Source organism: Streptomyces sp. cf386, assembly GCF_900103585.1.
In the GTDB taxonomy this organism is placed as follows: Bacteria; Actinomycetota; Actinomycetes; order Streptomycetales; family Streptomycetaceae; genus Streptomyces.
Map to the genome: position 1 here is coordinate 243,983 of NZ_FNHV01000015.1, position 20,347 is coordinate 264,329.

18 protein-coding genes are annotated in these 20,347 nt (G+C 72.6%); 9 read left to right on the plus strand and 9 right to left on the minus strand.

Annotated elements, in window-relative coordinates; translation table 11 throughout:
- Positions 1 to 81: 81 nt before the first annotated feature.
- The 4 genes from BLU79_RS33695 to BLU79_RS33710 are packed head-to-tail and all read right to left on the minus strand — an operon-like array spanning position 82 to position 4,569.
- On the minus strand, positions 82 to 1,680 hold the full coding sequence (locus BLU79_RS33695; RefSeq protein ID WP_093909762.1) for an FAD-dependent oxidoreductase: 1,599 nt from the start codon (positions 1,678 to 1,680) through the stop codon (positions 82 to 84).
- Positions 1,673 to 1,972, minus strand: a complete 300-nt coding sequence (locus BLU79_RS33700) for an antibiotic biosynthesis monooxygenase family protein (protein WP_093909763.1) — start codon at positions 1,970 to 1,972, stop codon at positions 1,673 to 1,675. Before BLU79_RS33700 ends, BLU79_RS33695 begins: the two co-directional genes overlap by 8 nt.
- 55 nt (positions 1,973 to 2,027) lie before the next feature.
- Positions 2,028 to 3,590, minus strand: coding sequence for a class I adenylate-forming enzyme family protein (locus BLU79_RS33705; RefSeq protein ID WP_256333560.1), 1,563 nt, complete (start codon positions 3,588 to 3,590; stop codon positions 2,028 to 2,030).
- Positions 3,583 to 4,569: an aromatase/cyclase gene (locus BLU79_RS33710; protein WP_256333561.1), complete on the minus strand. Its 987-nt coding sequence runs from the start codon at positions 4,567 to 4,569 to the stop codon at positions 3,583 to 3,585. The genes BLU79_RS33705 and BLU79_RS33710 overlap by 8 nt, the downstream gene beginning before the upstream one ends.
- Before the next feature lie 151 nt (positions 4,570 to 4,720).
- On the opposite strand from BLU79_RS33710, the gene BLU79_RS33715 reads away from it, so the two are divergent.
- The 7 genes from BLU79_RS33715 to BLU79_RS33745 all read left to right on the plus strand — a co-directional run bounded on the left by BLU79_RS33715 (position 4,721) and on the right by BLU79_RS33745 (position 12,579).
- Positions 4,721 to 5,173, plus strand: coding sequence for a nuclear transport factor 2 family protein (locus BLU79_RS33715; RefSeq protein ID WP_256333562.1), 453 nt, complete (start codon positions 4,721 to 4,723; stop codon positions 5,171 to 5,173).
- 113 nt (positions 5,174 to 5,286) lie between these two features.
- Positions 5,287 to 6,066 carry an SDR family NAD(P)-dependent oxidoreductase gene (locus tag BLU79_RS33720; RefSeq protein ID WP_093909764.1) on the plus strand — a complete coding sequence of 260 codons (780 nt, stop codon included), beginning with the start codon at positions 5,287 to 5,289 and terminating at the stop codon, positions 6,064 to 6,066.
- Positions 6,063 to 7,292: an acyltransferase family protein gene (locus BLU79_RS33725; RefSeq protein WP_177001277.1), complete on the plus strand. Its 1,230-nt coding sequence runs from the start codon at positions 6,063 to 6,065 to the stop codon at positions 7,290 to 7,292. Before BLU79_RS33720 ends, BLU79_RS33725 begins: the two co-directional genes overlap by 4 nt.
- Positions 7,285 to 8,529 (plus strand): acyltransferase family protein, encoded by a 1,245-nt coding sequence (locus tag BLU79_RS33730; RefSeq protein ID WP_093909766.1) that lies wholly within the window; start codon positions 7,285 to 7,287, stop codon positions 8,527 to 8,529. The genes BLU79_RS33725 and BLU79_RS33730 overlap by 8 nt, the downstream gene beginning before the upstream one ends.
- A 40-nt stretch (positions 8,530 to 8,569) precedes the next feature.
- Complete coding sequence (locus BLU79_RS33735) at positions 8,570 to 9,640, plus strand: glucose-1-phosphate thymidylyltransferase (RefSeq protein WP_093909767.1); 1,071 nt, start codon at positions 8,570 to 8,572, stop codon at positions 9,638 to 9,640.
- Between the two features lie 245 nt (positions 9,641 to 9,885).
- Complete coding sequence (gene abc-f, locus BLU79_RS33740) at positions 9,886 to 11,553, plus strand: ribosomal protection-like ABC-F family protein (RefSeq protein WP_093909768.1); 1,668 nt, start codon at positions 9,886 to 9,888, stop codon at positions 11,551 to 11,553.
- A 102-nt stretch (positions 11,554 to 11,655) separates the two neighbouring features.
- Positions 11,656 to 12,579, plus strand: a complete 924-nt coding sequence (locus tag BLU79_RS33745; protein ID WP_093909769.1) for an NAD-dependent epimerase/dehydratase family protein — start codon at positions 11,656 to 11,658, stop codon at positions 12,577 to 12,579.
- Between the two features lie 82 nt (positions 12,580 to 12,661).
- Here the strand turns inward: BLU79_RS33745 and hsaA are convergent, their stop codons facing one another.
- Genes hsaA through BLU79_RS33770 form a run of 5 tightly spaced genes read right to left on the minus strand, consistent with a single transcriptional unit; the run spans position 12,662 to position 17,184 of the window.
- Positions 12,662 to 13,858 carry a 3-hydroxy-9,10-secoandrosta-1,3,5(10)-triene-9,17-dione monooxygenase oxygenase subunit gene (gene hsaA / locus BLU79_RS33750; RefSeq protein WP_093909770.1) on the minus strand — a complete coding sequence of 399 codons (1,197 nt, stop codon included), beginning with the start codon at positions 13,856 to 13,858 and terminating at the stop codon, positions 12,662 to 12,664.
- Positions 13,855 to 14,874, minus strand: coding sequence for a dTDP-glucose 4,6-dehydratase (gene rfbB, locus BLU79_RS33755; RefSeq protein ID WP_093909771.1), 1,020 nt, complete (start codon positions 14,872 to 14,874; stop codon positions 13,855 to 13,857). The genes hsaA and rfbB overlap by 4 nt, the downstream gene beginning before the upstream one ends.
- Positions 14,875 to 14,921: 47 nt before the next feature.
- Complete coding sequence (locus BLU79_RS33760) at positions 14,922 to 15,131, minus strand: acyl-CoA carboxylase subunit epsilon (protein WP_093909772.1); 210 nt, start codon at positions 15,129 to 15,131, stop codon at positions 14,922 to 14,924.
- Positions 15,128 to 16,735 (minus strand): acyl-CoA carboxylase subunit beta, encoded by a 1,608-nt coding sequence (locus BLU79_RS33765; RefSeq protein WP_177001278.1) that lies wholly within the window; start codon positions 16,733 to 16,735, stop codon positions 15,128 to 15,130. The genes BLU79_RS33760 and BLU79_RS33765 overlap by 4 nt, the downstream gene beginning before the upstream one ends.
- Positions 16,736 to 16,791: 56 nt before the next feature.
- Entirely contained in the window at positions 16,792 to 17,184 is a 393-nt protein-coding gene (locus BLU79_RS33770; RefSeq protein ID WP_093909773.1) for a DUF6059 family protein, read from the minus strand.
- A gap of 216 nt (positions 17,185 to 17,400) precedes the next feature.
- Between BLU79_RS33770 and metK the strand changes: the two genes are divergently transcribed.
- Positions 17,401 to 18,609 (plus strand): methionine adenosyltransferase, encoded by a 1,209-nt coding sequence (gene metK, locus BLU79_RS33775; protein WP_093909774.1) that lies wholly within the window; start codon positions 17,401 to 17,403, stop codon positions 18,607 to 18,609.
- A gap of 174 nt (positions 18,610 to 18,783) precedes the next feature.
- Positions 18,784 to 20,347: homocysteine S-methyltransferase family protein (locus tag BLU79_RS33780; RefSeq protein WP_256333564.1), on the plus strand; the 1,564-nt coding region annotated here is incomplete at its 3' end.

Consider the following 20,347-nt stretch of genomic DNA (forward strand, 5'->3'; position numbering starts at 1 on the left):
TACCGGCCGCCGGTCCGCCCGCCGTGAGGGGCGGGCGGACCGACCGGCCGGCGTCGTCCGTTGCCGAGGGTGCGGGCCGGGTCACATCCGGACCGCGGAGGTCTCCGCGAGGCCGGCCCGTGCCAGTGCCCGACCGAGTGCCTGCGCGGTGGCCTCCCTGCCGCGGGCGGCGACATAGCCGTCCGGGCGGACCAGGAGCCAGCCGCCGTCCGCGAGGCCGAGGGCGGCCCGCAGCACACCGTCCGGGTCGGCGAGGGCCCCCGGTCCCCGCGTGCCCTCGTCCCCGAGGGTGCGTACCGACAGCCAGTCGTGTTCCGGGGTTTCGGCCGCCGCCCCGTCGGCCACGGCCAGCGTCCAGCGGGTGTCGCGCAGTTCCGACGCCCAGGCACGGCAGCCCGGATGACGGGGATCGGCCGCCGCCGCGCCCGACGCACGGGTCCCTGGCCGCGGCCCGGCGGTGTCCGCGTCCGGCGCCGTGGTGAGCGGCGAGTCGGGGTAGCCGAGCAGCAGCCCGGAGATCCCGCCGAGCACCTTGCGCTGAACCTTCCTGCGCAGCGGGGTGACATTGCGGATGACGGTGAACACCACGGGCAGGGCGATCCCGGCGAACGCGTTCTTCAACTGCACGAGGAACGTGGCCTTCTTGGTGGACCCCAGCAGCTGCGCCCCGATCGGCACCCGTTCGGCGCTGTAGCTGTCGAGCAGGTCGCGGTGCGCGTGGCCTTCTTCCACCATCGCCAGCTTCCAGGCCAGGTTGTACGCCTCCTGGATCCCGGTGTTCATGCCCTGGCCCGACGCGGGGCTGTGCACATGGGCGGCGTCGCCCGCGACGAAGACCCGCCCCTCGCCCATCCGCGGCACCATGCGCTGCTGGAAGGTGAACACCGAGGTCCAGGTGGGTTCCTGGACGGCGACCTCCCGGCCGAGCCCGGGACCGAGTTTGGCCGCGAACCGTGCCGCGATCTGCGTGGCCGGGGTCTCGGGCGCCGCCGTGGTGGTGTCGAGCAGCCGCCACCGTCCACCGCGTCGGAAGGGCACCATCATCAGCGCCTGGGCACCGGTGTGGATCCAGTAGATGCTGTCGCGCGGCAGGTCCACGTCGACCGGCGCGTCGGCCAGCATCCATGTCTCGCTCGTCTCGCCGAGGAGCGGCAGCCCGAGTGTCCTGCGCACGGTGCTGTGCCCGCCGTCGCACCCGACCAGCCAGGAGGCCTCGGCGGTCTCCGGGGCGCCGTCGGCGTGTTCGAGCCGGACCTCGACCCGGTCGGGCCGCTGCGCGAAGCCGGTCAGCTTCACGCCCCACTCGACCGTGACGCCGAGCCGGGCGACGGCGGCGCGCAGTACCGCCTCGGTGTCGACCTGCTCGACGATCGCCGTGAACGGGTAGCGGGTGGGCATGGTCGAGTAGTCCGCGTCGAGCCGGACCAGCCGGCGTCCGCCGCTGAACATGGTGAACGCCCGGATCTGCTGGGCCTGTTCGAGGATCTGATCGATCACGCCCATCTGGTCGTACGTCTCCAGCGTGCGCGGGTGGGTGGCCACCGCACGGCTGGTGTCGGCGGGGCCGGAGGCGGCGTCCACGAGCCGCACCCGCAGCCCGCGCCGGGCCAGCTCGTGCGCGACCGTGAGCCCGACCGGACCGGCCCCCGCCACCAGCACCTGGGGGCGCTGGTCAGGCATCGGCGTTGCCGCCCTCGTCGACCCGCTCGTACAGGCCGGGCTCCACGGACGCGAGGCCGCCCAGGCCCTTGACCCGGGCCTGGAATCCCTCGCTGCGCACGGCACGCTGGTGCGAGGCGGCGTCGTCCCACTCGGCCACCTCGATGAAGACGTTGTCCTTCCCGACCTGGCGCAGCATCGAGGAGCTGCGGTAGCCCGGCTGGACGCACATGTACTCGGTCAGCGACTCCTTGATCTTGAAGAACTCCTGGACGTCGCCGTTGATGGTCAGCTTGTTGACGAAGGTCACCACGGTGGGTCTCTCCTGAACGTAGGGATTCGGGTGGGGACGAGGGCGCCGTGGCCGGTCAGGCCGCCGCGGTCCCGCGCAGCCGTTCGCGCAGGCGGCGCCGCTCGATCTTTCCGTTGGGCGAGCGGGGCACGCCGGTGAGCGGTTCGACGTGGCGGATTCGCTGGTGGTCGGCGAGCTGCGCGTTGACGCGGGCCACGACGGCGGCCAGGTCGACCGGTCCGTCGCCGGACGGGACGACGCCCGCCCAGACGACGGCGCCGCTGAACTCGTCCGGGTGGTCGACGACGACGCAGTCCGCGACGTCGGCGTCGGCCGCGAGCAGCCGCTCGATCTCGGTGGGTGACACCAGTTCGTTGTCGACCTTGAAGACGTCCTTGATGCGGTCGGTCAGGAACAACCAGCCGTCCCGGTCCTCGTAGCCCACGTCGCCGGTGTGGAACCAGCCGTCGGCGTCGATGTCCGGGGCGTCGGGAAGGCCCAGGTATCCGGCCATCAACTGAGGCCCGCGCAGCAGGACTTCGCCCTTCTGCCCGGCGTCGGCGGTCGCTCCGGTGTCCAGGTCGACGATCCGGCATTCGGTGCCGGGCACGGCCGGACCGACCGAACCCGGTTTGCTGTGCCCCGGCCGGTCGTTGTGGCTGAGGGGGGAGAGCTCGGCGAGCCCGTACCCCTGGATGACCGGGACGCCGAGCCGTTCACGCAGGGCCTCGGCCACGGCCGGGGCGAGCGCCGAACCGCCGGAGGCGACCAGCCGCAGCCGGGGGCCGGCCACGGCCCGGCCGAACCGCTCGTCGGCCGCGGCCCGGGCGAGCCGGACCGGCAGGCCGAAGTAGTGGGTGGCTTCGGCCCGTACGGCCGCGGCGAAGGACTCGACCGGGTCCGGATCGTGGCAGAGGACCTGGGTGCCACCGGCGTACACGGTCGCGTTGAGGTGCATCAGGTGGTAGAGCGGCAGGTGGTTGAGGCAGACCGCGTCGGTGTCGAGCCCCAGCGCGTACGCCGCCTGGGCCGCGTTGGCGACCAGATTGCGGTGGGTGAGCTGGACGCCCTTGGGCGGTCCCGTGGTGCCGCTGGTGAACTGGACGCAGACGACGTCCGCCAGGTCCCGGTCCGGGCCGGGCGGCAGCGGTGGCCCGTCCTCGGCCGCCGCCAGCAGGTCGGCCACCGGTCGTGTGCCCTCCGGCAGCCGGTCCTCCCGGTCGGCGTCGACGACGTACACCTCGCGCAGGTCCGGAAGGCGGTCCCGGACCGTCGCCAGGCGCCGGGCCGTCTCGGCCGGCACGACGGCCACCTCGACGGCGGCCGTGCGGAAGACGTGCTCCAGTGCGGCCTCGCGGACCAGCGGGTTGACCAGGACGATCCGGTTGCCGCTGCGGCTGGTGCCGTAGAAGGCCGCGGCGAAGACCGTGTCGAGGACGCTGGCCACGCCGACCGCCGCACCGTCCGCGCCGACCGTACGCCGCAGGGCGCGCGCGAAGCGGTCGGCGTAGGCGTCGAGGCCGGCGTAGTCCGTCTCCCCGCGCTCGTCGCGGATCGCCGGGTGGTGCGGGGCACGCTCGGCGGCGCGGCGCAGCAGTCCGTCCAGCGGCAGCGCCGGCACGGACAGTGCCTCAGACACCGGCGCGCTCCTCCGCGTACGCCTTGGCCAGCCGCAGGTTGCTCATGCTGTTGGCGCTCAGCACCCGGCGCAGGTAGTCGCGCGCGTCCTGCACCGTCGTACCCTCGCCCAGGATGTGCAGCGCGGACGGCTTGATCGTCGCCGTGTGCCGGGCCTCGGCGATGACGCCCTCCGGGGTCTGCGTGAACTTCCAGTGCCCGGTGTGGCCGTCGAGCAGGGCGGGGAGCCTCGTCTGCTTGTAGACGACGATCTTCGGCTCGACGGCGACCCGGACCGAACGGGTGGTGTGCGAGGACCCGTCGGGCGTCGAGGTCTCCATGTCGAAGAACTGGACGTCGGGCGCGGGCTGTTCGAGGTCGAGCTTGGCGATGTGGGGGATGCGCTCCTCCCACTTGTCCGCCTCCCACAGGTAGTCGTAGATGTCCTTGATGTCGCCCGCGATGAACAGGGGGTCCACGAAGGAGATGATCAGGCGGTCGAGCTCCTCGCGGTTCTCCGCCGCGTACGCCAGCGTCTTCAGGAAGTCCTGGTTGCCCTCGTGCAGACGCCCGGTGAGCTCCTCGGCCCGGTCCTGCGCACCGTCCACGACGGTGAACTCGTGGGCCAGCTTCACCAGCGTCTTGCCGTCCTGCTCCGTGAAGGTCCACGCGCCGGTGACCGAGGCGAACGGGGCCTCGGGCGACTCGTGGACGAAGGAGATCCGGTCGGCGTGCTGCCGGCGGCGCTCCTTCCAGGTGCGTACGGAGTGCTCGTCGGCGACCTTCCATATCTGGATCAGCTGCTCGTCGCCGTCGTCCGCCAGGATCTCGGCGTGCACGGCGGACGTGTGCAGCTGGGTCCAGCCGATGACGTCGCGGACCAGTTCGCGCACCACGTCGGCCGGTGCGGCGACCCGCACCTCGTCTTCGGCGAAGTACTTCTCGATGTCCGTCACGGTCGTGTCCTCCGGGGTTCTCGGCTCGGCGGTTGTGTCGCCCACGCTCGCGGTGCGCTCTTGAGGCGCCTTGGAGCGCGGCTGGAAGGCCCGGTGCCGTGCGGTCCGCTGCAGCCGGGCTCGAACGGGGCTCGATCACGGGTGCGCAGGCTGACCCGGCGACCGTGAAACCGCGCGACCACGAAACGGAGACACCGTGACAACGCAGACCGACATCCAGCCGCAGACCGCCGTGGAGTTCGGCGCCCTCTACGCGGAGGTGCAGCAGTTCTACGCCCGCCACATGCGGCTGCTCGACGAGGGCCGGGCCGAGGAGTGGGCGGCCACCTTCACCGAGGACGCCGTCTTCGCGGTGCCGACCCTGCCCGAGCCGGTGCGCGGCCGGGCCGGGCTCGTCACCGCGGTGAGCCGCAGCGCGCAGGCGCTCGCCGAGGCCGGTGAGCAGCACCGCCACTGGCCGGGCGTGTTCGACGTCGTGCCGGAGCAGGACGGCACGGTGACCGTCCACTCGTACACGACCGTCTTCGCCTCGCCGCTCGGCGGCGAGTCCCGGGTGCACCGCGTGTGCACCTGCACGGACGTCCTGGTGCGGGAGGAGGGAGCGCTGCGCGTCCGGGACCGCCGGGTGAGCCGGGACGACCTGCGCTGACGGCCGTGCCGCGCACCCGGTTTCCCAGGGTGCGCGGCACGTCCCCCGGCGGCCTGTGCGCGGTCGAGTGCGACTCCAGAGGGCCTCCGGGCGCCGTCCCTAGCGTCCGGGGCATGACGAATTCCGAACAGCTCAAGGGCAAGGTCGCTCTGGTCACCGGCGCCAGCCGGGAGATCGGCGGCGCCATCGCACGCGAACTCGCCGCCCGCGGCGCCTCCGTGGCCGTCAACTACCACCGCTCGGCCGAGGGGGCAGCGAAGGTGGCCGCCTCGATCGAGGAGGCCGGCGGCCGGGCGGTCGCGATCGGCGGTGACGTCACCGACGCCGCGCAGACCGCCGAGATCGTGGCGGCGACCGAGCGGGAGCTCGGCCCCGTCGACATCCTGGTCCTGAACACCACCGGCTTCTCGAACCACCTGCGCGGCCCGTTCCTCGGAATGGAGGTCGACGCCCTGGTCGACAACATGGCGGCCCAGGCCCGCGCCGTGCTCCGGCCGGTCGCGGCCGTCGCCCCCGGCATGGCCGAGCGCGGCACCGGTGCGATCGTGTTCATCTCCGACAGCTTCGCGCGCACCCAGCTGGTCGGCACCATCGGCCACGGGCTCACCAAGGCGCCGATGGAGTCGGCCATGCGGCACCTGGCGCTGGAGCTCGGCCCCCGAGGCGTCCGCGTCAACACCGTGATTCCCGGGGCGACCCGCAGCCCCAACCTGACCGTGTCGGCCAAGGGCCAGCACGACGGCAAGCTGGAGCCCGTCATCCAGGCGACGCCGCTGCGCAAGATCGGCGAACCGCAGGACGTCGCCAACGCCGTCGCCCTGCTCGCCGGCCCCGAGACATCCCACGTGACCGGCGCCTTCCTCCCGGTCAGCGGCGGGTTGCTGCTGCTGTGAAGCCCGCCGACCCGCAGGCGGCGGCGCGGGGGCAGCTGACGGCGCTGGACGGGCTGCGCGGTGTGGCCGTGCTGTGCGTGATCCTCTACCACACCGGTCAGCTGCGGTTCGGCTGGCTGGGCGTGCCGTTGTTCTTCGTCCTCAGCGGCCACTTCATCACCCGCACGCTGCACGGCCGCCGGGAGCTGACCAGGGGACGGCGCGCCCGTGACTTCTTCCGCAACCGCGCCCTGCGCCTGGCCCCGCTGTACCTGGGGATCTGCGCCGCGGTGACGGTACTGGCCGCGGCCGGCTACCACCGGCGCGACATCGTCGACGACCTCCCCTACCTGTGGACGTGGACCTTCGACCTGCGGACGCTCGGCCCCGGCTGGGCTCCCAACTCGGTCCCCATCTACGACCAGTTCTGGTCGCTCTGCGTAGAGGTGCAGCTGTACGCGCTGTGGGCGGCCCTGGCGTTGCTGCTGCCGCGCCGCTGGTTCGTCCGGGTCGTCGTCGCCCTGGCGGTCACCGGACCGCTGCTGCGGGGGCTGCTGTACCTGCTGCTGGAGGCAGGGGGCGAGCAGGCCTTCCTGCGGCCGTTCACCCTGGCGCAGTCCCCCGTGACGTACGTGGAGGCGTTCGCGGTGGGTGCCTGCACGGCGTTGCCGGAGTTCCGGGACCGGCTGGCGTGGGCGGCCCGGGGCGCGGTCGTGCTGTGCGCGGCCGTCACCGCGGCGCTCGCGGTCGGCCAGGGCCTGCGGGCCGACCTCGGCTACCCGATCACCTATCCCGAACTGCACGGCTGGCTCTGGCAGTACACGGTCGTCGCCCTGTTCTTCGGCGCCCTGGTGCACTGGGCGAGCCGGTCCGGCGCCTTCGCCCGGCTGCTGTCGTGGCGTCCGCTGGTGCGGGCCGGCGTCATCTCGTACGGCATGTACGCCCTGCACGTCGCGGTGCTGGGCCAGCTGTCCCCGCACTTCACGCACGCGCCGAGCGGCTGGTCGGGATCCGACCTGGGCTACGCGGCACTCGTCCTGCTGATCACCCTCGTCACGGCCGAACTCAGCTACCGCTTCCTGGAGACACCGTTCCTGAGGCGCAAGCGCGGATCCCTGACCCAGCGACTCGCCGTGCCCGACGGGGCTTTCGAGGAAGCCGGACCGAACCAGAAGCGAACCCACCAGAAGCGAACGAACCGGAAGCAGAAGGACAGAGAAGAAATCGGAGTCCCCGCCCATGAGTGAGACAACAGCGGACCCCCGGTCCGCCGTGGCCCCGGAGCCCCGACGCCGCCGCGGTCACGGCAGCGGGGCGCACACCGAGACCGCCCCTCGGCAGACCCATGTGACGGCCCTGGACGGACTGCGCGGCCTGGCCGTGCTCGGTGTGGTGCTGTTCCACACCGGTCAACTGCCGTTCGGCTGGCTGGGCGTGCCGATGTTCTTCGCGCTCAGCGGCCACTTCATCACCCGCACCCTGCTGGGCCACCAGGAGCTGACCCGCGCCGAGCGCGCCCGCAACTTCTTCCGCAACCGCCTGCTGCGCCTGGCCCCGCTCTACTTCCTCTTCGTGGCGGTGCTGACCGTGCTCGCCGCGGTCGGCTACGGCGACGGCACGATCACCCGCGACCTGCCCTACCTGTGGACCTGGACCTGGAACCTGTCGGCCATGGGGCACGGCTTCCAGTCGTCGCCGCTGGTGCTCTACGCCCACCTGTGGTCCCTGGGCGTGGAGGTCCAGCTCTATGTGGTGTGGGCGCTGCTCGCGCTGTTCCTGCCGCGCCGGTGGTTCGTGCGCGCGGTGATCGCGCTGGCGCTGGCCGGGCCGCTGCTGCGGTGGGGGCTGTGGCTCTTCCTGGAGGCCACCGGGTACCCCGTCGAGGCGCTGCAGCCGATGGTCGTCTACAGCTCCCCGGTGTCCTATCTGGACGTGTTCGCGATCGGCGCGTGCACGGCGCTGCCCGAGGTGCGCCGCCGTCTCACGGGCGTCGCTCGGGCGGCGGTCGCGCTGTTCGCGGTCGTCACCGTGGTGGAGGTGGTGCGGGGCTTCGCCGCGGGCAGCGGCTTCCGCCGCGACCTCGGGTATCCGATCATCTTCGCCGAGCACTACGACTGGGTGTGGAAGTACTCGGTGACCGCACTGTTCTTCGGCGCGCTCGTCCACTTCGCGGGACGCGAGGGACGCTGGCAGCGGATGCTGTCCGCCCGGCCCCTGGCCCGCATCGGCCTGATCTCGTACGGCATCTATCTGGTCCATGTGCCGCTGCTCGGCCGGCTGCTGGAGGTGCACCACACCACGCCGTCGGGCTGGACCCCGGCCGACCTGGGGATCGCGGCGCTCACCGTCGTCGGCGCCTACCTGCTGGCGGAGTTGAGCTACCGCTTCGTCGAGACACCCTTCCTCCGGCTCAAGAAGGGTTCCCTCGCCCAGCACATCACGGCCGGACCGGACCGTCCGGCCACGTCCGTCGGCAGCCTCTAGGGCCCGACGAGTCGGGAAACCCGAGAGAACGAGGATGACCATGAAGGCACTCCTGCTGTCCGGAGGCTCCGGCACCCGGCTGCGGCCGATCACCCACACCTCCGCCAAACAGCTCGTCCCCGTCGCCAACAAGCCGGTCCTCTTCTACGGTCTGGAGGCCCTGGCCGCCGCCGGAGTCCGCGAGGTGGGCATCGTGGTGGGCGGTACGGCCCCGGAGGTGCGGGCGGCCGTCGGGGACGGCAGCCGGTTCGGGGTCGAGGTCACCTACCTGCCGCAGGCCGAGCCACTGGGGCTGGCGCACGCGGTCCTGATCGCCGAACACTGGCTCGGCGACGACGACTTCGTGATGTTCCTCGGGGACAACTTCGTCGAGGGCGGCATCACGGGCCTGGTCGAGGAGTTCGCCCGGGCACGGTCGGCCGCCCACGTCCTGGTGACCAAGGTGGCCGAGCCCAGCGCGTTCGGCGTGGCCGAACTGGACGATGCCGGACGGGTGGTGCGGCTGGAGGAGAAGCCGCAGGTCCCGAGGAGCGATCTCGCGCTGGCCGGCGTGTACTTCTTCACCCCGGCGGTGCACGAGGCGGTCCGGGCCATCTCGCCCTCCGCCCGCGGCGAGCTGGAGATCACCGACGCCGTCCAGTGGCTCGTCGACCAGGGGCACGCGGTGCGGGCCTCGGAGCTCACCGGCTACTGGAAGGACACCGGCAGCGTCGCCGACCTGCTGGAGGTGAACCGGATCGTCCTGGAGGGGCTGGCCCCCCGGGTGGACGGCAACGTCGACGGGCGGTCCGAGCTGGACGGCCGGGTCGAGGTGGCCGCCGGTGCGGTCGTCCGGCGCTCCCGCGTCATCGGGCCCGTGTCGATCGCCGCGGGCGCGCTGATCGAGGACTCCCGCATCGGCCCGTACACCTCGATCGGCGAGGACTGCCGGGTCACGGACAGCGGCGTGGAGTACTCCATCGTGCTGCCCGGCACCTCCATCCAGGGCGTGGACCGCATCGAGTCCTCGCTCATCGGACGCAACTCCGACGTCCGCCCGGCACCCCGCACACCCGGCCCGCACCACCGGCTGATCCTCGGCGACCACAGCCGGGTGGAGTTGGGCGCCTGAGAGCCCGTGCACACAGGCTCCGACCACGCGTCGCCCGGCGGACGGCCCCCGTCCGCCGGGCGCGGCACGGCCCGGGAATTTCGATGGCAGGACCACGCACCCCGCCCTACACTGGCGGCCATGGGTTACCTCTTCCACCTGTGATTCTCGCGCCGGACGCAGCCACCGCCTCCGGCATGCGCACCGCGCCGATCCCTGCCGATCGGCCCTTTCCGCAGCGCTGACGAGAACTCAGGAGAACCCTTTTGCGCACCCATCGCCCGTCCTCCCGCGGGCAGCTCGCGCTGACCGACATCACCAAGTGCTACGACGGCCGGGTCGTCCTCGACGCCGTGTCGTTCACCGTCCGGCCCGGCGAAAAGATCGGCATCGTCGGCGAGAACGGCTCCGGCAAGTCGACCCTGCTGAGGCTGGTGGCCGGCCTGGAGCGGCCGGACAACGGCACGGTGACCGTCGACTCGCCCGGCGGCCTCGCCTATCTGGCCCAGACGTTGCGGTTGCCGTCCGGCGCGACCGTGGGCGACGCGATCGACCACGTCCTCGCCGATCTGCGCACGCTCGCGGCACGGATCGCCGCGTGCGAGGCCACGCTGGGCGACGCGTCACCCGAGGAACTGGCCCGCTACGGCGAGCTGTTGGACGAGTTCGAGGCCCGGGGAGGCTACGAGGCCGACGCTCGCGTCGACGCCGCCCTGCACGGCCTGGGCCTGCCCTCGCTGGACCGCCGCCGCCCGCTGGCCCACCTCTCCGGCGGGGAACGCACCCGGCTCGCGCTGGCGGCGACCCTCGCGGCCGGTTCGGAGCTGCTCCTCCTCGACGAGCCGACCAACAACCTCGACGACCGGGCCACGGCATGGCTGGAGAGCCATCTGCGCGCCCATCGGGGCACGGTCGTCGTGGTCACCCACGACCGGCTGTTCCTGGAGAACGTGACCCGGACGATCCTGGAGGTGGACGGCGACACCCGCACGGTCCACCGGTACGGCGACGGCTGGGTGGGCTTCCTGGCCGCGAAGGCCGCCGCCCGGGCGCGCTGGGAGCAGCGGCACACGGACTGGCTGGCGGAGCTCGACCGGCAGTCCCGGCTCGCCGAGACCGCGGCCGCCCAACTCGCCGTCATCGGCAAACGCGTGGCCCTCAGCAACGGCGGCGCCGGCGCGGCCCGGCCGCGCGCCACGTCCACCGGCGTGTCGCACAAGGTGCGCAACGCCAACGAACGCCTGCGCCGACTGCGCGAGGAGCCCGTGCCGCGCCCCCCGGACCCCTTGCGCTTCCGCTACGACACCCTCACCGCCCACACCCCCGACGGCCGGCCGGACGCACCACCGACGGCCGTGGAGCTCGGCGACGTCGTGGTCGGCGACCGGCTGCGGGTGCCACGACTCCGGCTCGCCCCCGGGGAGCGGCTCCTGGTCACCGGCCCGAACGGCGCGGGAAAGTCCACGCTGATGCGGGTCGTCGCCGGCGAACTGCGGCCCGACCAGGGGACGGTGGTCCGGCCACGGGCCGTGGGTCATCTGCGCCAGGAGGAGTCGTACGGACGGCCCGGGCAGACCGTGCTGGAGGCGTTCGCGGCGGGCCGCGGCGGCCTGCCCGCCGAGTACGAGGAGGAACTGCTCTCGCTCGGTCTGTTCCGGCCCGAGGCGCTGAACACCCTGGTCGAGGCGCTGTCCACCGGGCAGCGGCGCCGACTGGGCCTCGCCCGACTGGTGAGCCGCCCGGTGGACCTGCTGCTGCTGGACGAGCCGACGAACCATCTGTCGCCGGCCCTCGCCGAGGAACTGGAGCACGCCCTCGACGCCTACCCCGGCACGCTGATCGTGGTGAGCCACGACCGGCGGCTACGGCAGTCGTTCCGCGGCTCCCACCTGCGGCTGGACGACGGCCGGGCAGCCGAACTCCTCGCCGGCTGACGGCCGTCGGCCCGGCCGGCCCGCAGTCCCGGCGTCGACCGGGCCTCTAGGCCGGCCGGGGAGGCTGGGAGCCCCACCGGTGGCGAGAGGGAGGTTCCCGCAATGGGCAGGTCCGTGGTGGTGCTCGGTGGCACCGGGTATCTGGGACGGCACATCCGTACGGCGTTCGAGGCGGCGGGCGAGCGGGTCGTCACGGTGGCCCGCGGTCCGGCCGCCGACATCCGGGCCGATCTGGCCCGTGCCGGAGTCGGCGAGATCCGCGCGCTGCTCGGCGACTTGGCGCCGGACGTGGTCGTGAATGCCGCCGGCGCGGTGTGGCGCACCACGCCCGAGGCCATGGCCGCGGCCAACGACGCCCTGGTCACGGCGCTGGTCGAGGCCGTGGTGGGGCCGGCGCCGGGGACGCGTCTGGTGCAGCTGGGCACAGTGCACGAGTACGGGCCCGGGGTCCGCCCCCGTGCCACACCCGAGGTCACTCCGCCGCAGCCGGTCACCCCGTACGGCCGTACGAAGCTGTCCGCGACGCAGCGGGTCCTGGCGGCGGTGGCCGACCAGGGCCTCGACGCGGTGGTGCTGCGGATCGCCAACGTCTCGGGCCCGGGTGCTCCCGAGGGCAGCCTGCTGGGATCGGTCGCCGCCCGACTGGCCGCCGGACGGCGAGCCGGCGGCGGTCCGGTCGAGCTGCGGCTCGCCCCGCTGTCCGCACACCGCGACTACGTCGACGTGCGGGACGTCGCAGCGGCGGTGCTCGCCGCGGCGGACGCCCGCCTGCCGGCGGCGCAGGCCGGGCGGGTCGTCAACATAGGACGCGGCGAAGCGGTGGCCGTACGCGACCTGGTCGAACGGCTCGTCACGGCGAGCGGCGTCCCGGCGCGCATCGTGGAGAGCCCACCGCCGACGGCATCCGACCGCACGCCCCCGGAGTGGCAGTGCCTGGACATCTCCCGCGCCCGGGCCCTGCTGGCCTGGCACCCCCGCTACGACCTCGACGCCTCCCTGCGGGACCAGTTCGCGTCACTGCGCTGAGCCGCACGGCTGCGGCCCCGCGCTGCCCCCACAGATGAATGGCGGGGAAGCGCGGGGCCGCTGCCGTCGGCCCTCGGCGGGATCACACCATGGACTCGCGCACGTCCAGCCCCAAGGCCTGCTGAGCGTACGGAAGCAGTCCGCGTTCGATGTCGTTGGCCGCGTGCCCGCGTCCGGTGTGCACGTCCCGCCAGGCCCGCTGCAGCGCGCCGGAACCCGTCCGCATGGCGTTCCCTCCGGCGTGCACCATGAGCAGGTCCACGGCGGCGACCGCCCGCTCCGTGGCCAGCACCTGGTCCCGGCGGGTCCGGGCGCGCAGCTCCAGCCCGGGTTCCCGGGCCCGCTCGGCGCGGTCGTACAACTCGGCCATGTTGCCTACGAGTTGGCTCCAAGAAGCGTCGACGTCACCGCTGCCCCGGGCGATGCGCAGCTGGCCGGCCGGGTCGAGATCGCCGCGGCGCGGCCGTCCCTCGGCGATCCGGTCGCGCAGCGTCGCGCAGTGGTCCCGGTAGGCTCCCGCGGCCGTGCCGACGATCGGGGCGGTGACGGCGGTGGTGAACATCGCCGGGAACGGCACCCGGTAGAGCGGCTCGGGGTTCGACTCCCAGCCGGGGAAGACCCGCTCGGCGCTCGCGCCCACCCCGATGGTGCGCCGCGCGGGGACGAACACGTCCTCGACCAGGATGTCGTTGCTGCCGGTACCCCGCAGCCCGACGGTGTCCCAGGCCGCTTCCACCCGGTAGTCGTCGCGCGACAGCAGGAACGCCCGCATCTCGGGCGGCGAGCCCTCCGGCCCGGTCACGAACGCGCCCAGCAGCACCCACTGGGCGTGGTCGCAGCCGGAGGAGAAGCTCCAGCGCCCGCTCAGCGTGTATCCGCCGGTCACCGGCACCGCCGTACCGGACGGGGCGTACGAGGACGAGACGAGGGCGCCCGCGTCCGGGTCCCAGACCTCCCGCTGGGTCCGCGGCGCGAACAGTGAGACGTGCCAGGCGTGCACGCCGAACACGGAGGCCACCCAGCCCGTGGAACCGCAGGCCGCGGCCAGCGCACCCACGGCGGCGAAATGCGCCTGGGGCGGCGCGGCGAGCCCTCCGAAGGCGCGGGGCCGCAGCAGCCGGAAGAAGCCCGCCTCCGTCAGTTCCTTGACCGACTCCTCCGGGAGCCGGCACAACCGCTCGGCCTCGGCGGCCCGTTCGCGCAGCCCCGCCGTCAACTCTTGGACGGCGCCGAGCACATCGCGCACGGCGGGGTCCTCGTCCGCGTACCCGGCCCTCATGCGCTCTCACCGCCCACCGGCACCGCCTCGGGTGCGCAGTGCGGCAGCAACGGCTCCCACCAGGACCGGTTCTCCCGGTACCAGGCGACCGTCTGCGCGAGTCCCTCGGCGAAGTCCCGCCGCGGTGCGTACCCCAGCTCCACCGAAGCCTTCGTGCAGTCCACGGAGTAGCGGCGGTCGTGCCCCTTGCGGTCGGCGACGTGGCGCACGCTCCCCCAGTCGGCACCGCACGCGTCGAGCAGCATCGCCGTCAGCTTCTGGTTGGTCAGTTCCGTACCGCCGCCGATGTTGTAGACCTCCCCGGGGCGACCGAGGGTGCGCACCAGCTCGATGCCGTGGACGTGGTCGTCGACGTGCAGCCAGTCCCGCACATGCAGTCCGTCGCCGTACAGCGGCACCGTCTCACCGGCCAGGAGGCTGGTGACGAAGCGCGGGATGAGCTTCTCCGGCATCTGGTGCGGGCCGTAGTTGTTGGAGCAGCGGCTGATCCGCACGTCGAGGCCGTGGGTGCGGTGCTGGGCCAGGGCGAGCAGGTCGGAGGAGGCCTTCGACGCGGCGTACGGCGATCCGGGGGCCAGTGGCGCGTCCTCACCGGTGGAGCCGTACGGGACCGAGCCGTAGACCTCGTCGGTGGAGACGTGCACGAAGGTGCGGACCCCGGTGTGCACGGCCGCGTCCAGCAGGGTCTGCGTGCCGAGCACGTTGGTGCGGACGAACTCCCCCGGCGAGCCGATGGATCGGTCGACGTGGGACTCGGCGGCGAAGTGGACCACCTGGTCGTGGTCGGCGAGGAGTCCCCGCACCAGGTCCGCGTCTCCGATGTCGCCCCGGACGACGGTGAGCGCGGGGTGGCCCCGTACGGCTTCGAGGTTGGCGGGGTTGCCGGCGTAGGTGAACTTGTCCAGGACGGTCAGCCGGAGGGCGTCGCCGTCGGATGGGCGGCCGAGCAGGGTGCGCACATAGTGGGAGCCGATGAACCCGGCTCCGCCGGTGACGAGTATGCGCTGCTGCGCCATGGCGTTTCTCTCTTTCTGCTCTGGGGACGGCACACGCCGCCGTCCGGTCAGGGGGCGGTGCGCCAGGAGCGGGGCGTGGGCCGGTGCACGGTCGTGGCGGCGGTGCGCCGGCGGACGGCGCGCCGCTCGCGTCCGGTGTTGTCCTGTCCGGTGTCCGGCGCGGCGAGGACGGCGAGCAGGACGGCGGTGACGGCGGCGAGCTCCTGTGGTCCGGGGCTGCCACGTTCGATGCGCAGCAGTGGTGCGGGGCCGTTCATGACGGCGGGTTGCCGTGCTTGCGCGACGGCAGGTCGGCGTCCTTGGCGCGCAGCATGCGCAGTGACTCGACCAGCACCTTGCGGGTGTCGGCGGGGTCGATGACGTCGTCGACCAGGCCGCGCTCCGCCGCGTAGTACGGGTGCATCAGCTCGGCCTTGTACTCCTTGACGAGCTGGGCCCGGGTGGCCTCCGGGTCCTCGGACGCGGCGATCTGCTTGCGGAACACGACGCCCGCGGCGCCTTCCGCGCCCATCACCGCGATCTCGTTGGTGGGCCACGCGAAGGACAGGTCCGCGCCGATGGAGCGCGAGTCCATCACGATGTAGGCGCCTCCGTACGCCTTGCGCAGCACGACCTGGATCCGCGGCACCGTGGCGTCGCAGTACGCGTACAGCAGCTTGGCCCCGTGCCGGATGATGCCGTCGTGTTCCTGCCCCACACCCGGCAGGAACCCCGGTACGTCGACCAGCGTGACGAGCGGGATGTTGAAGGCGTCGCAGGTGGAGACGAACCGCGCCGCCTTCTCGGAGGAGTGGATGTCCAGGACCCCGGCCAGCGACGAGGGCTGGTTGGCCACGATGCCCACGGTCTGGCCGTCGATCCTGGCCAGGGTGCACAGGACGCTCCCGGCCCAGCCGGCGTGCACCTCGAAGTGCTCGCCGTGGTCGACGATCCGCTCGATCACCGCGCGCATGTCGTAGGGCCGCCCCGGATCGGTCGGCACGAGGTCGCGCAGCTCGGGACAGCTGCGGTCCGGGTCGTCACCGGGCTGTTCCGGCGGCAGTTCGCGGTTGTTCGACGGCAGGAGCGACAGCAGATGCCGTACGTCCTCCAGGCACTCGCGCTCGTCGTCGTAGGCGAAGTGCGCGACCCCTGAGGTGGCGGCGTGCACATCGGCGCCGCCGAGGGCGTCCTGGCCGATGCTCTCCCCCGTGACGGCCTCGACGACGTCCGGTCCGGTGATGAACATCTGCGAGATGCCGCGCACCATGAAGACGAAGTCGGTGAGCGCGGGACTGTAGGCGGCGCCCCCGGCGCACGGACCGAGCATCACGCTGATCTGGGGTATCACCCCGGACGAGCGGACGTTGCGGCGGAAGATCCCGCCATATCCGGCGAGCGCGGTCACGCCCTCCTGGATGCGGGCGCCCGCCCCGTCGTTGAGCCCGACGACGGGCGCGCCCGCGGAGGCCGCCAGATCCAGCACCTTGTGGATCTTGGTGGCGTGGGCCTCCCCGAGGGAACCGCCGAAGACACGGAAGTCATGGGCGTAGGCGAACACGGTGCGTCCGTCGACCCTGCCCCAGCCGGCCACCACGCCGTCGCCGGGCGGCCTGCGCAGCTCCATGCCGAAACCGGTGGCGCGGTGCCGTCGCAGTCCCTCGAACTCGACGAACGTGCCCTCGTCGAAGAGGATGTCCAGCCGTTCGTGAGCGGTGAGTTTGCCGCGGCTGTGCTGACGCTCGGCGCCGTCGGGAGCGCCGCCGTCGCGGGCCAGCGCGCGGAGCTCGGCGAGTTCGGCCAGCCGCGTCGCCATGTCGGGGCCACGGGCCTCCGCGAAGCACTCCGCCGTCGGCTGCGGCCGCTCTTCGGGAACGGACATCTCCTCCCCTTTCTGTGACTGTGCTGCCAGGCTCGGCGCGCCCTCTCGAGTCGCGGTCAACTCACCGTGGGGTCGCCGCCGGCGGAGGGCCCCGACAGTTGCCGCGCCAGCGCCCGCTCCACCTCGGTCAGCGGCAGGTCGGGCCGCAGCCGCTCGGGATGCCCCGCGGGCGGCGCGACGAACCCGGGCACCACGCCCTCCCCGGGTTCGGATGCCGGGACCGGCGGCCACGGGGGACAGGCCTGAGGCCGGCCGTACGGGACGTACCCGTCGTGCGGGGGGTGTGCGCTCGGATTGCGCTCCACCATGCCCACGTACATCGAGCCGAAGGCCACCAGGGCCCGCCACACGGGCAGGACACCGTGCCGGATGACGATCCGCTTCGCCGTCCCCATGACTGTGAGCTGTCCCCGCAGGCTGCGCAGTGCGCCTCGCGCGAACCGTTTCATGTCCGTCCTCCGCTCCCGGCGTTGTCGCCCGGCTCGGCACGGTGCCCGACGGGGCTCGGGTCCCGATCGAAGCCGGGCTGTGCGGAGGTCGCGGGAGATGGACGCCTGCGGGTCGAGGCCCACTGCAGCGACGCGCGAGGACGCGGACGGACGCTCCAAGCCATCTGCAACCCACAACCCGCAATCTGCCGACTGCCGCCCACACCAAGGAGAGTTGTGTCCCGTCGCCTCTTCACCTCGGAGTCCGTGACCGAAGGCCACCCCGACAAGATCGCGGACCGCATCAGTGACACGATCCTGGACGCGCTGCTCAGCGCGGACCCCACGGCCCGGGTGGCCGTGGAGACCCTGATCACCACCGGCCAGGTGCACATCGCCGGAGAGGTCACCACCACGGCCTACGCCCCGATCGCCCAACTCGTCCGGGAGGCCGTGCTCGACATCGGCTACGACTCGTCGGCCAAGGGCTTCGACGGCGCGTCGTGCGGGGTGTCGGTCTCCATCGGCGCACAGTCGCCGGACATCGCCCAGGGCGTCGACACCGCCCACGAGTACCGGACCGCGGGCGGCCAGGACGAACTGGACCGGCAGGGCGCGGGCGACCAGGGGCTGATGTTCGGCTACGCCTGCGACGAGACACCCGAGCTGATGCCCCTGCCGATCAGCCTGGCGCACCGTCTGTCCCACCGGCTGGCCGAGGTCCGCAAGGACGGCACCGTCCCCTATCTGCGTCCCGACGGAAAAACACAGGTCACGGTCGAGTACGACGACGACCGTCCGGTGCGCCTGGACACGGTGGTCGTCTCCTCACAGCACGCGAGCGGCATCGACCTGGACACGCTGCTCACCCCCGACGTACGCGAGCACGTCGTCGAGCATGTGCTGCGCCAACTGGCCGACGAGGGCGTCAAGTTGGAGACCGACGGTTACCGGCTGCTGGTCAACCCCACCGGCCGGTTCGAGATCGGCGGCCCGATGGGCGACGCCGGCCTGACCGGCCGCAAGATCATCGTCGACACCTACGGCGGCATGGCCCGTCACGGCGGCGGGGCCTTCTCCGGCAAGGATCCCTCCAAGGTCGACCGCTCCGCCGCCTATGCGATGCGCTGGGTGGCCAAGAACGTCGTCGCCGCCGGACTCGCCCGTCGCTGCGAGGTACAGGTGGCGTACGCCATCGGCAAGGCGGAGCCCGTCGGCCTGTTCGTCGAGACGTACGGCACTCAGACCGTCCCCCTCACCCGCGTCCAGGAGGCGATCCGCTCCGTCTTCGACCTCCGCCCCGCCGCTCTGGTCCGCGACCTCGCCCTGCTCCGCCCGATCTACGCCCGAACCGCCGCGTACGGCCACTTCGGCCGCGAACTCCCCGACTTCACCTGGGAGCGCACCGACCGCGCCGAGGCACTCCGAGCCGCGGCAGGGGTGTGAGATGGACACGACCAGGCCGGGTGCCGGGGATCCGGACGGCCGCGGGCCCCGGGTGCCCGCCGACATCGCGCTGGGGCGACTCCAGCCCCTCCTGGCAGGTGCGGTGTGAAGAACCCGCGGATCGAGGCTCTCCGCGAGGCGCTCGCGACCCGTGTGGTGGTCGCCGACGGAGCGATGGGCACCATGTTGCAGGCCCATGACCCCACCCTCGACGACTTCGAGAACCTCGAGGGCTGCAACGAGATCCTCAACCTGACCCGCCCCGACATCGTCCGCTCCGTCCACGACGCGTACTTCGCGGTGGGCGTCGACTGCGTCGAGACCAACACCTTCGGGGCCAACCACACGGCCGCGTCGGAGTACGACATCGCCGACCGCGTACACGAACTGTCCGAGGCGGGCGCCCGTATCGCCCGAGAGACGGCCGACGAGTACGCCGCCCGCGACGGCCGCCCCCGCTGGGTCCTCGGCTCGGTCGGCCCCGGCACCAAGCTGCCCACCCTCGGCCACGTCGACTACGCCACGATCCGCGACGGCTACCAGACCAACGCCGAGGGCCTGCTCGCCGGCGGCGCCGACGCCCTGATCGTCGAGACCACCCAGGACCTCCTCCAGACCAAGGCCTCCGTCCTGGGCGCCCGCCGCGCCATGGAGGCGACCGGCTCCGACGTCCCGCTGCTGGTCTCCATGGCCTTCGAGACGACCGGCACGATGCTGCTCGGCTCGGAGATCGGTGCCGCGCTGACCGCGCTGGAGCCGCTCGGCATCGACATGATCGGCCTCAACTGCTCCACCGGCCCGGCCGAGATGAGCGAGCACCTGCGCTACCTCGCCCGTCACTCCCGCATCCCGCTGCTGTGCATGCCGAACGCGGGCCTGCCGATCCTCACGAAGGACGGCGCGCACTTCCCCCTCGGCCCGGAGGGCCTGGCCGACGCCCAGGAGAACTTCGTACGGGACTACGGGCTGAACCTCATCGGCGGCTGCTGCGGCACGACCCCCGAGCACCTGAGGCAGCTGGTGGAACGGGTCCGGGAAACCAAGCCCAGCGAGCGTGATCCGCGTCCGGAGCCGGGTGCGGCCTCGCTCTATCAGACGGTGCCGTTCCGTCAGGACACCGCGTACATGGCGATCGGTGAGCGGACGAACGCGAACGGGTCGAAGAAGTTCCGTGAGGCGATGCTGGAGGCGCGCTGGGACGACTGTGTGGAGATGGCCCGCGACCAGATCCGTGAGGGCGCGCACATGCTGGACCTGTGCGTGGACTACGTCGGCCGCGACGGTGTGGCGGACATGGAGGAGCTGGCGGGGCGTTTCGCGACCGCGTCCACTTTGCCGATCGTGCTGGACTCCACCGAGGTCGACGTCATCCGGGCCGGCCTGGAAAAGCTCGGCGGGCGTGCGGTCATCAACTCGGTGAACTACGAGGACGGAGACGGCCCCGGCTCCCGCTTCGCGCAGGTCACCCGGCTGGCCCAGGAGCACGGCGCGGCGCTGATCGCGCTGACCATCGACGAGGAGGGCCAGGCCCGCACCCCGCAGAAGAAGGTCGAGATCGCGGAGCGGCTCATCGACGACCTCACCGGCACCTGGGGCATCCACGAGTCGGACATCCTCATCGACACCCTGACCTTCACCATCTGCACCGGTCAGGAGGAGTCCCGCGGGGACGGTATCGCCACCATCGAGGCGATCCGCGAGCTCAAGCGCCGCCACCCCGACGTCCAGACCACCCTCG

Bases quoted from the DNA above. Each gene is read 5' to 3' on its own strand.
- BLU79_RS33720 (WP_093909764.1), top strand. From the start codon at position 5,287: ATGACGAATTCCGAACAGCTCAAGGGCAAGGTCGCTCTGGTCACCGGC.
- BLU79_RS33760 (WP_093909772.1), bottom strand. From the start codon at position 15,131: ATGAACGGCCCCGCACCACTGCTGCGCATCGAACGTGGCAGCCCCGGA.
- BLU79_RS33765 (WP_177001278.1), bottom strand. From the start codon at position 16,735: ATGTCCGTTCCCGAAGAGCGGCCGCAGCCGACGGCGGAGTGCTTCGCG.
- hsaA (WP_093909770.1), bottom strand. From the start codon at position 13,858: ATGAGGGCCGGGTACGCGGACGAGGACCCCGCCGTGCGCGATGTGCTC.
- rfbB (WP_093909771.1), bottom strand. From the start codon at position 14,874: ATGGCGCAGCAGCGCATACTCGTCACCGGCGGAGCCGGGTTCATCGGC.
- BLU79_RS33745 (WP_093909769.1), top strand. From the start codon at position 11,656: ATGGGCAGGTCCGTGGTGGTGCTCGGTGGCACCGGGTATCTGGGACGG.
- BLU79_RS33735 (WP_093909767.1), top strand. From the start codon at position 8,570: ATGAAGGCACTCCTGCTGTCCGGAGGCTCCGGCACCCGGCTGCGGCCG.
- BLU79_RS33770 (WP_093909773.1), bottom strand. From the start codon at position 17,184: ATGAAACGGTTCGCGCGAGGCGCACTGCGCAGCCTGCGGGGACAGCTC.
- BLU79_RS33695 (WP_093909762.1), bottom strand. From the start codon at position 1,680: ATGCCTGACCAGCGCCCCCAGGTGCTGGTGGCGGGGGCCGGTCCGGTC.
- BLU79_RS33730 (WP_093909766.1), top strand. From the start codon at position 7,285: ATGAGTGAGACAACAGCGGACCCCCGGTCCGCCGTGGCCCCGGAGCCC.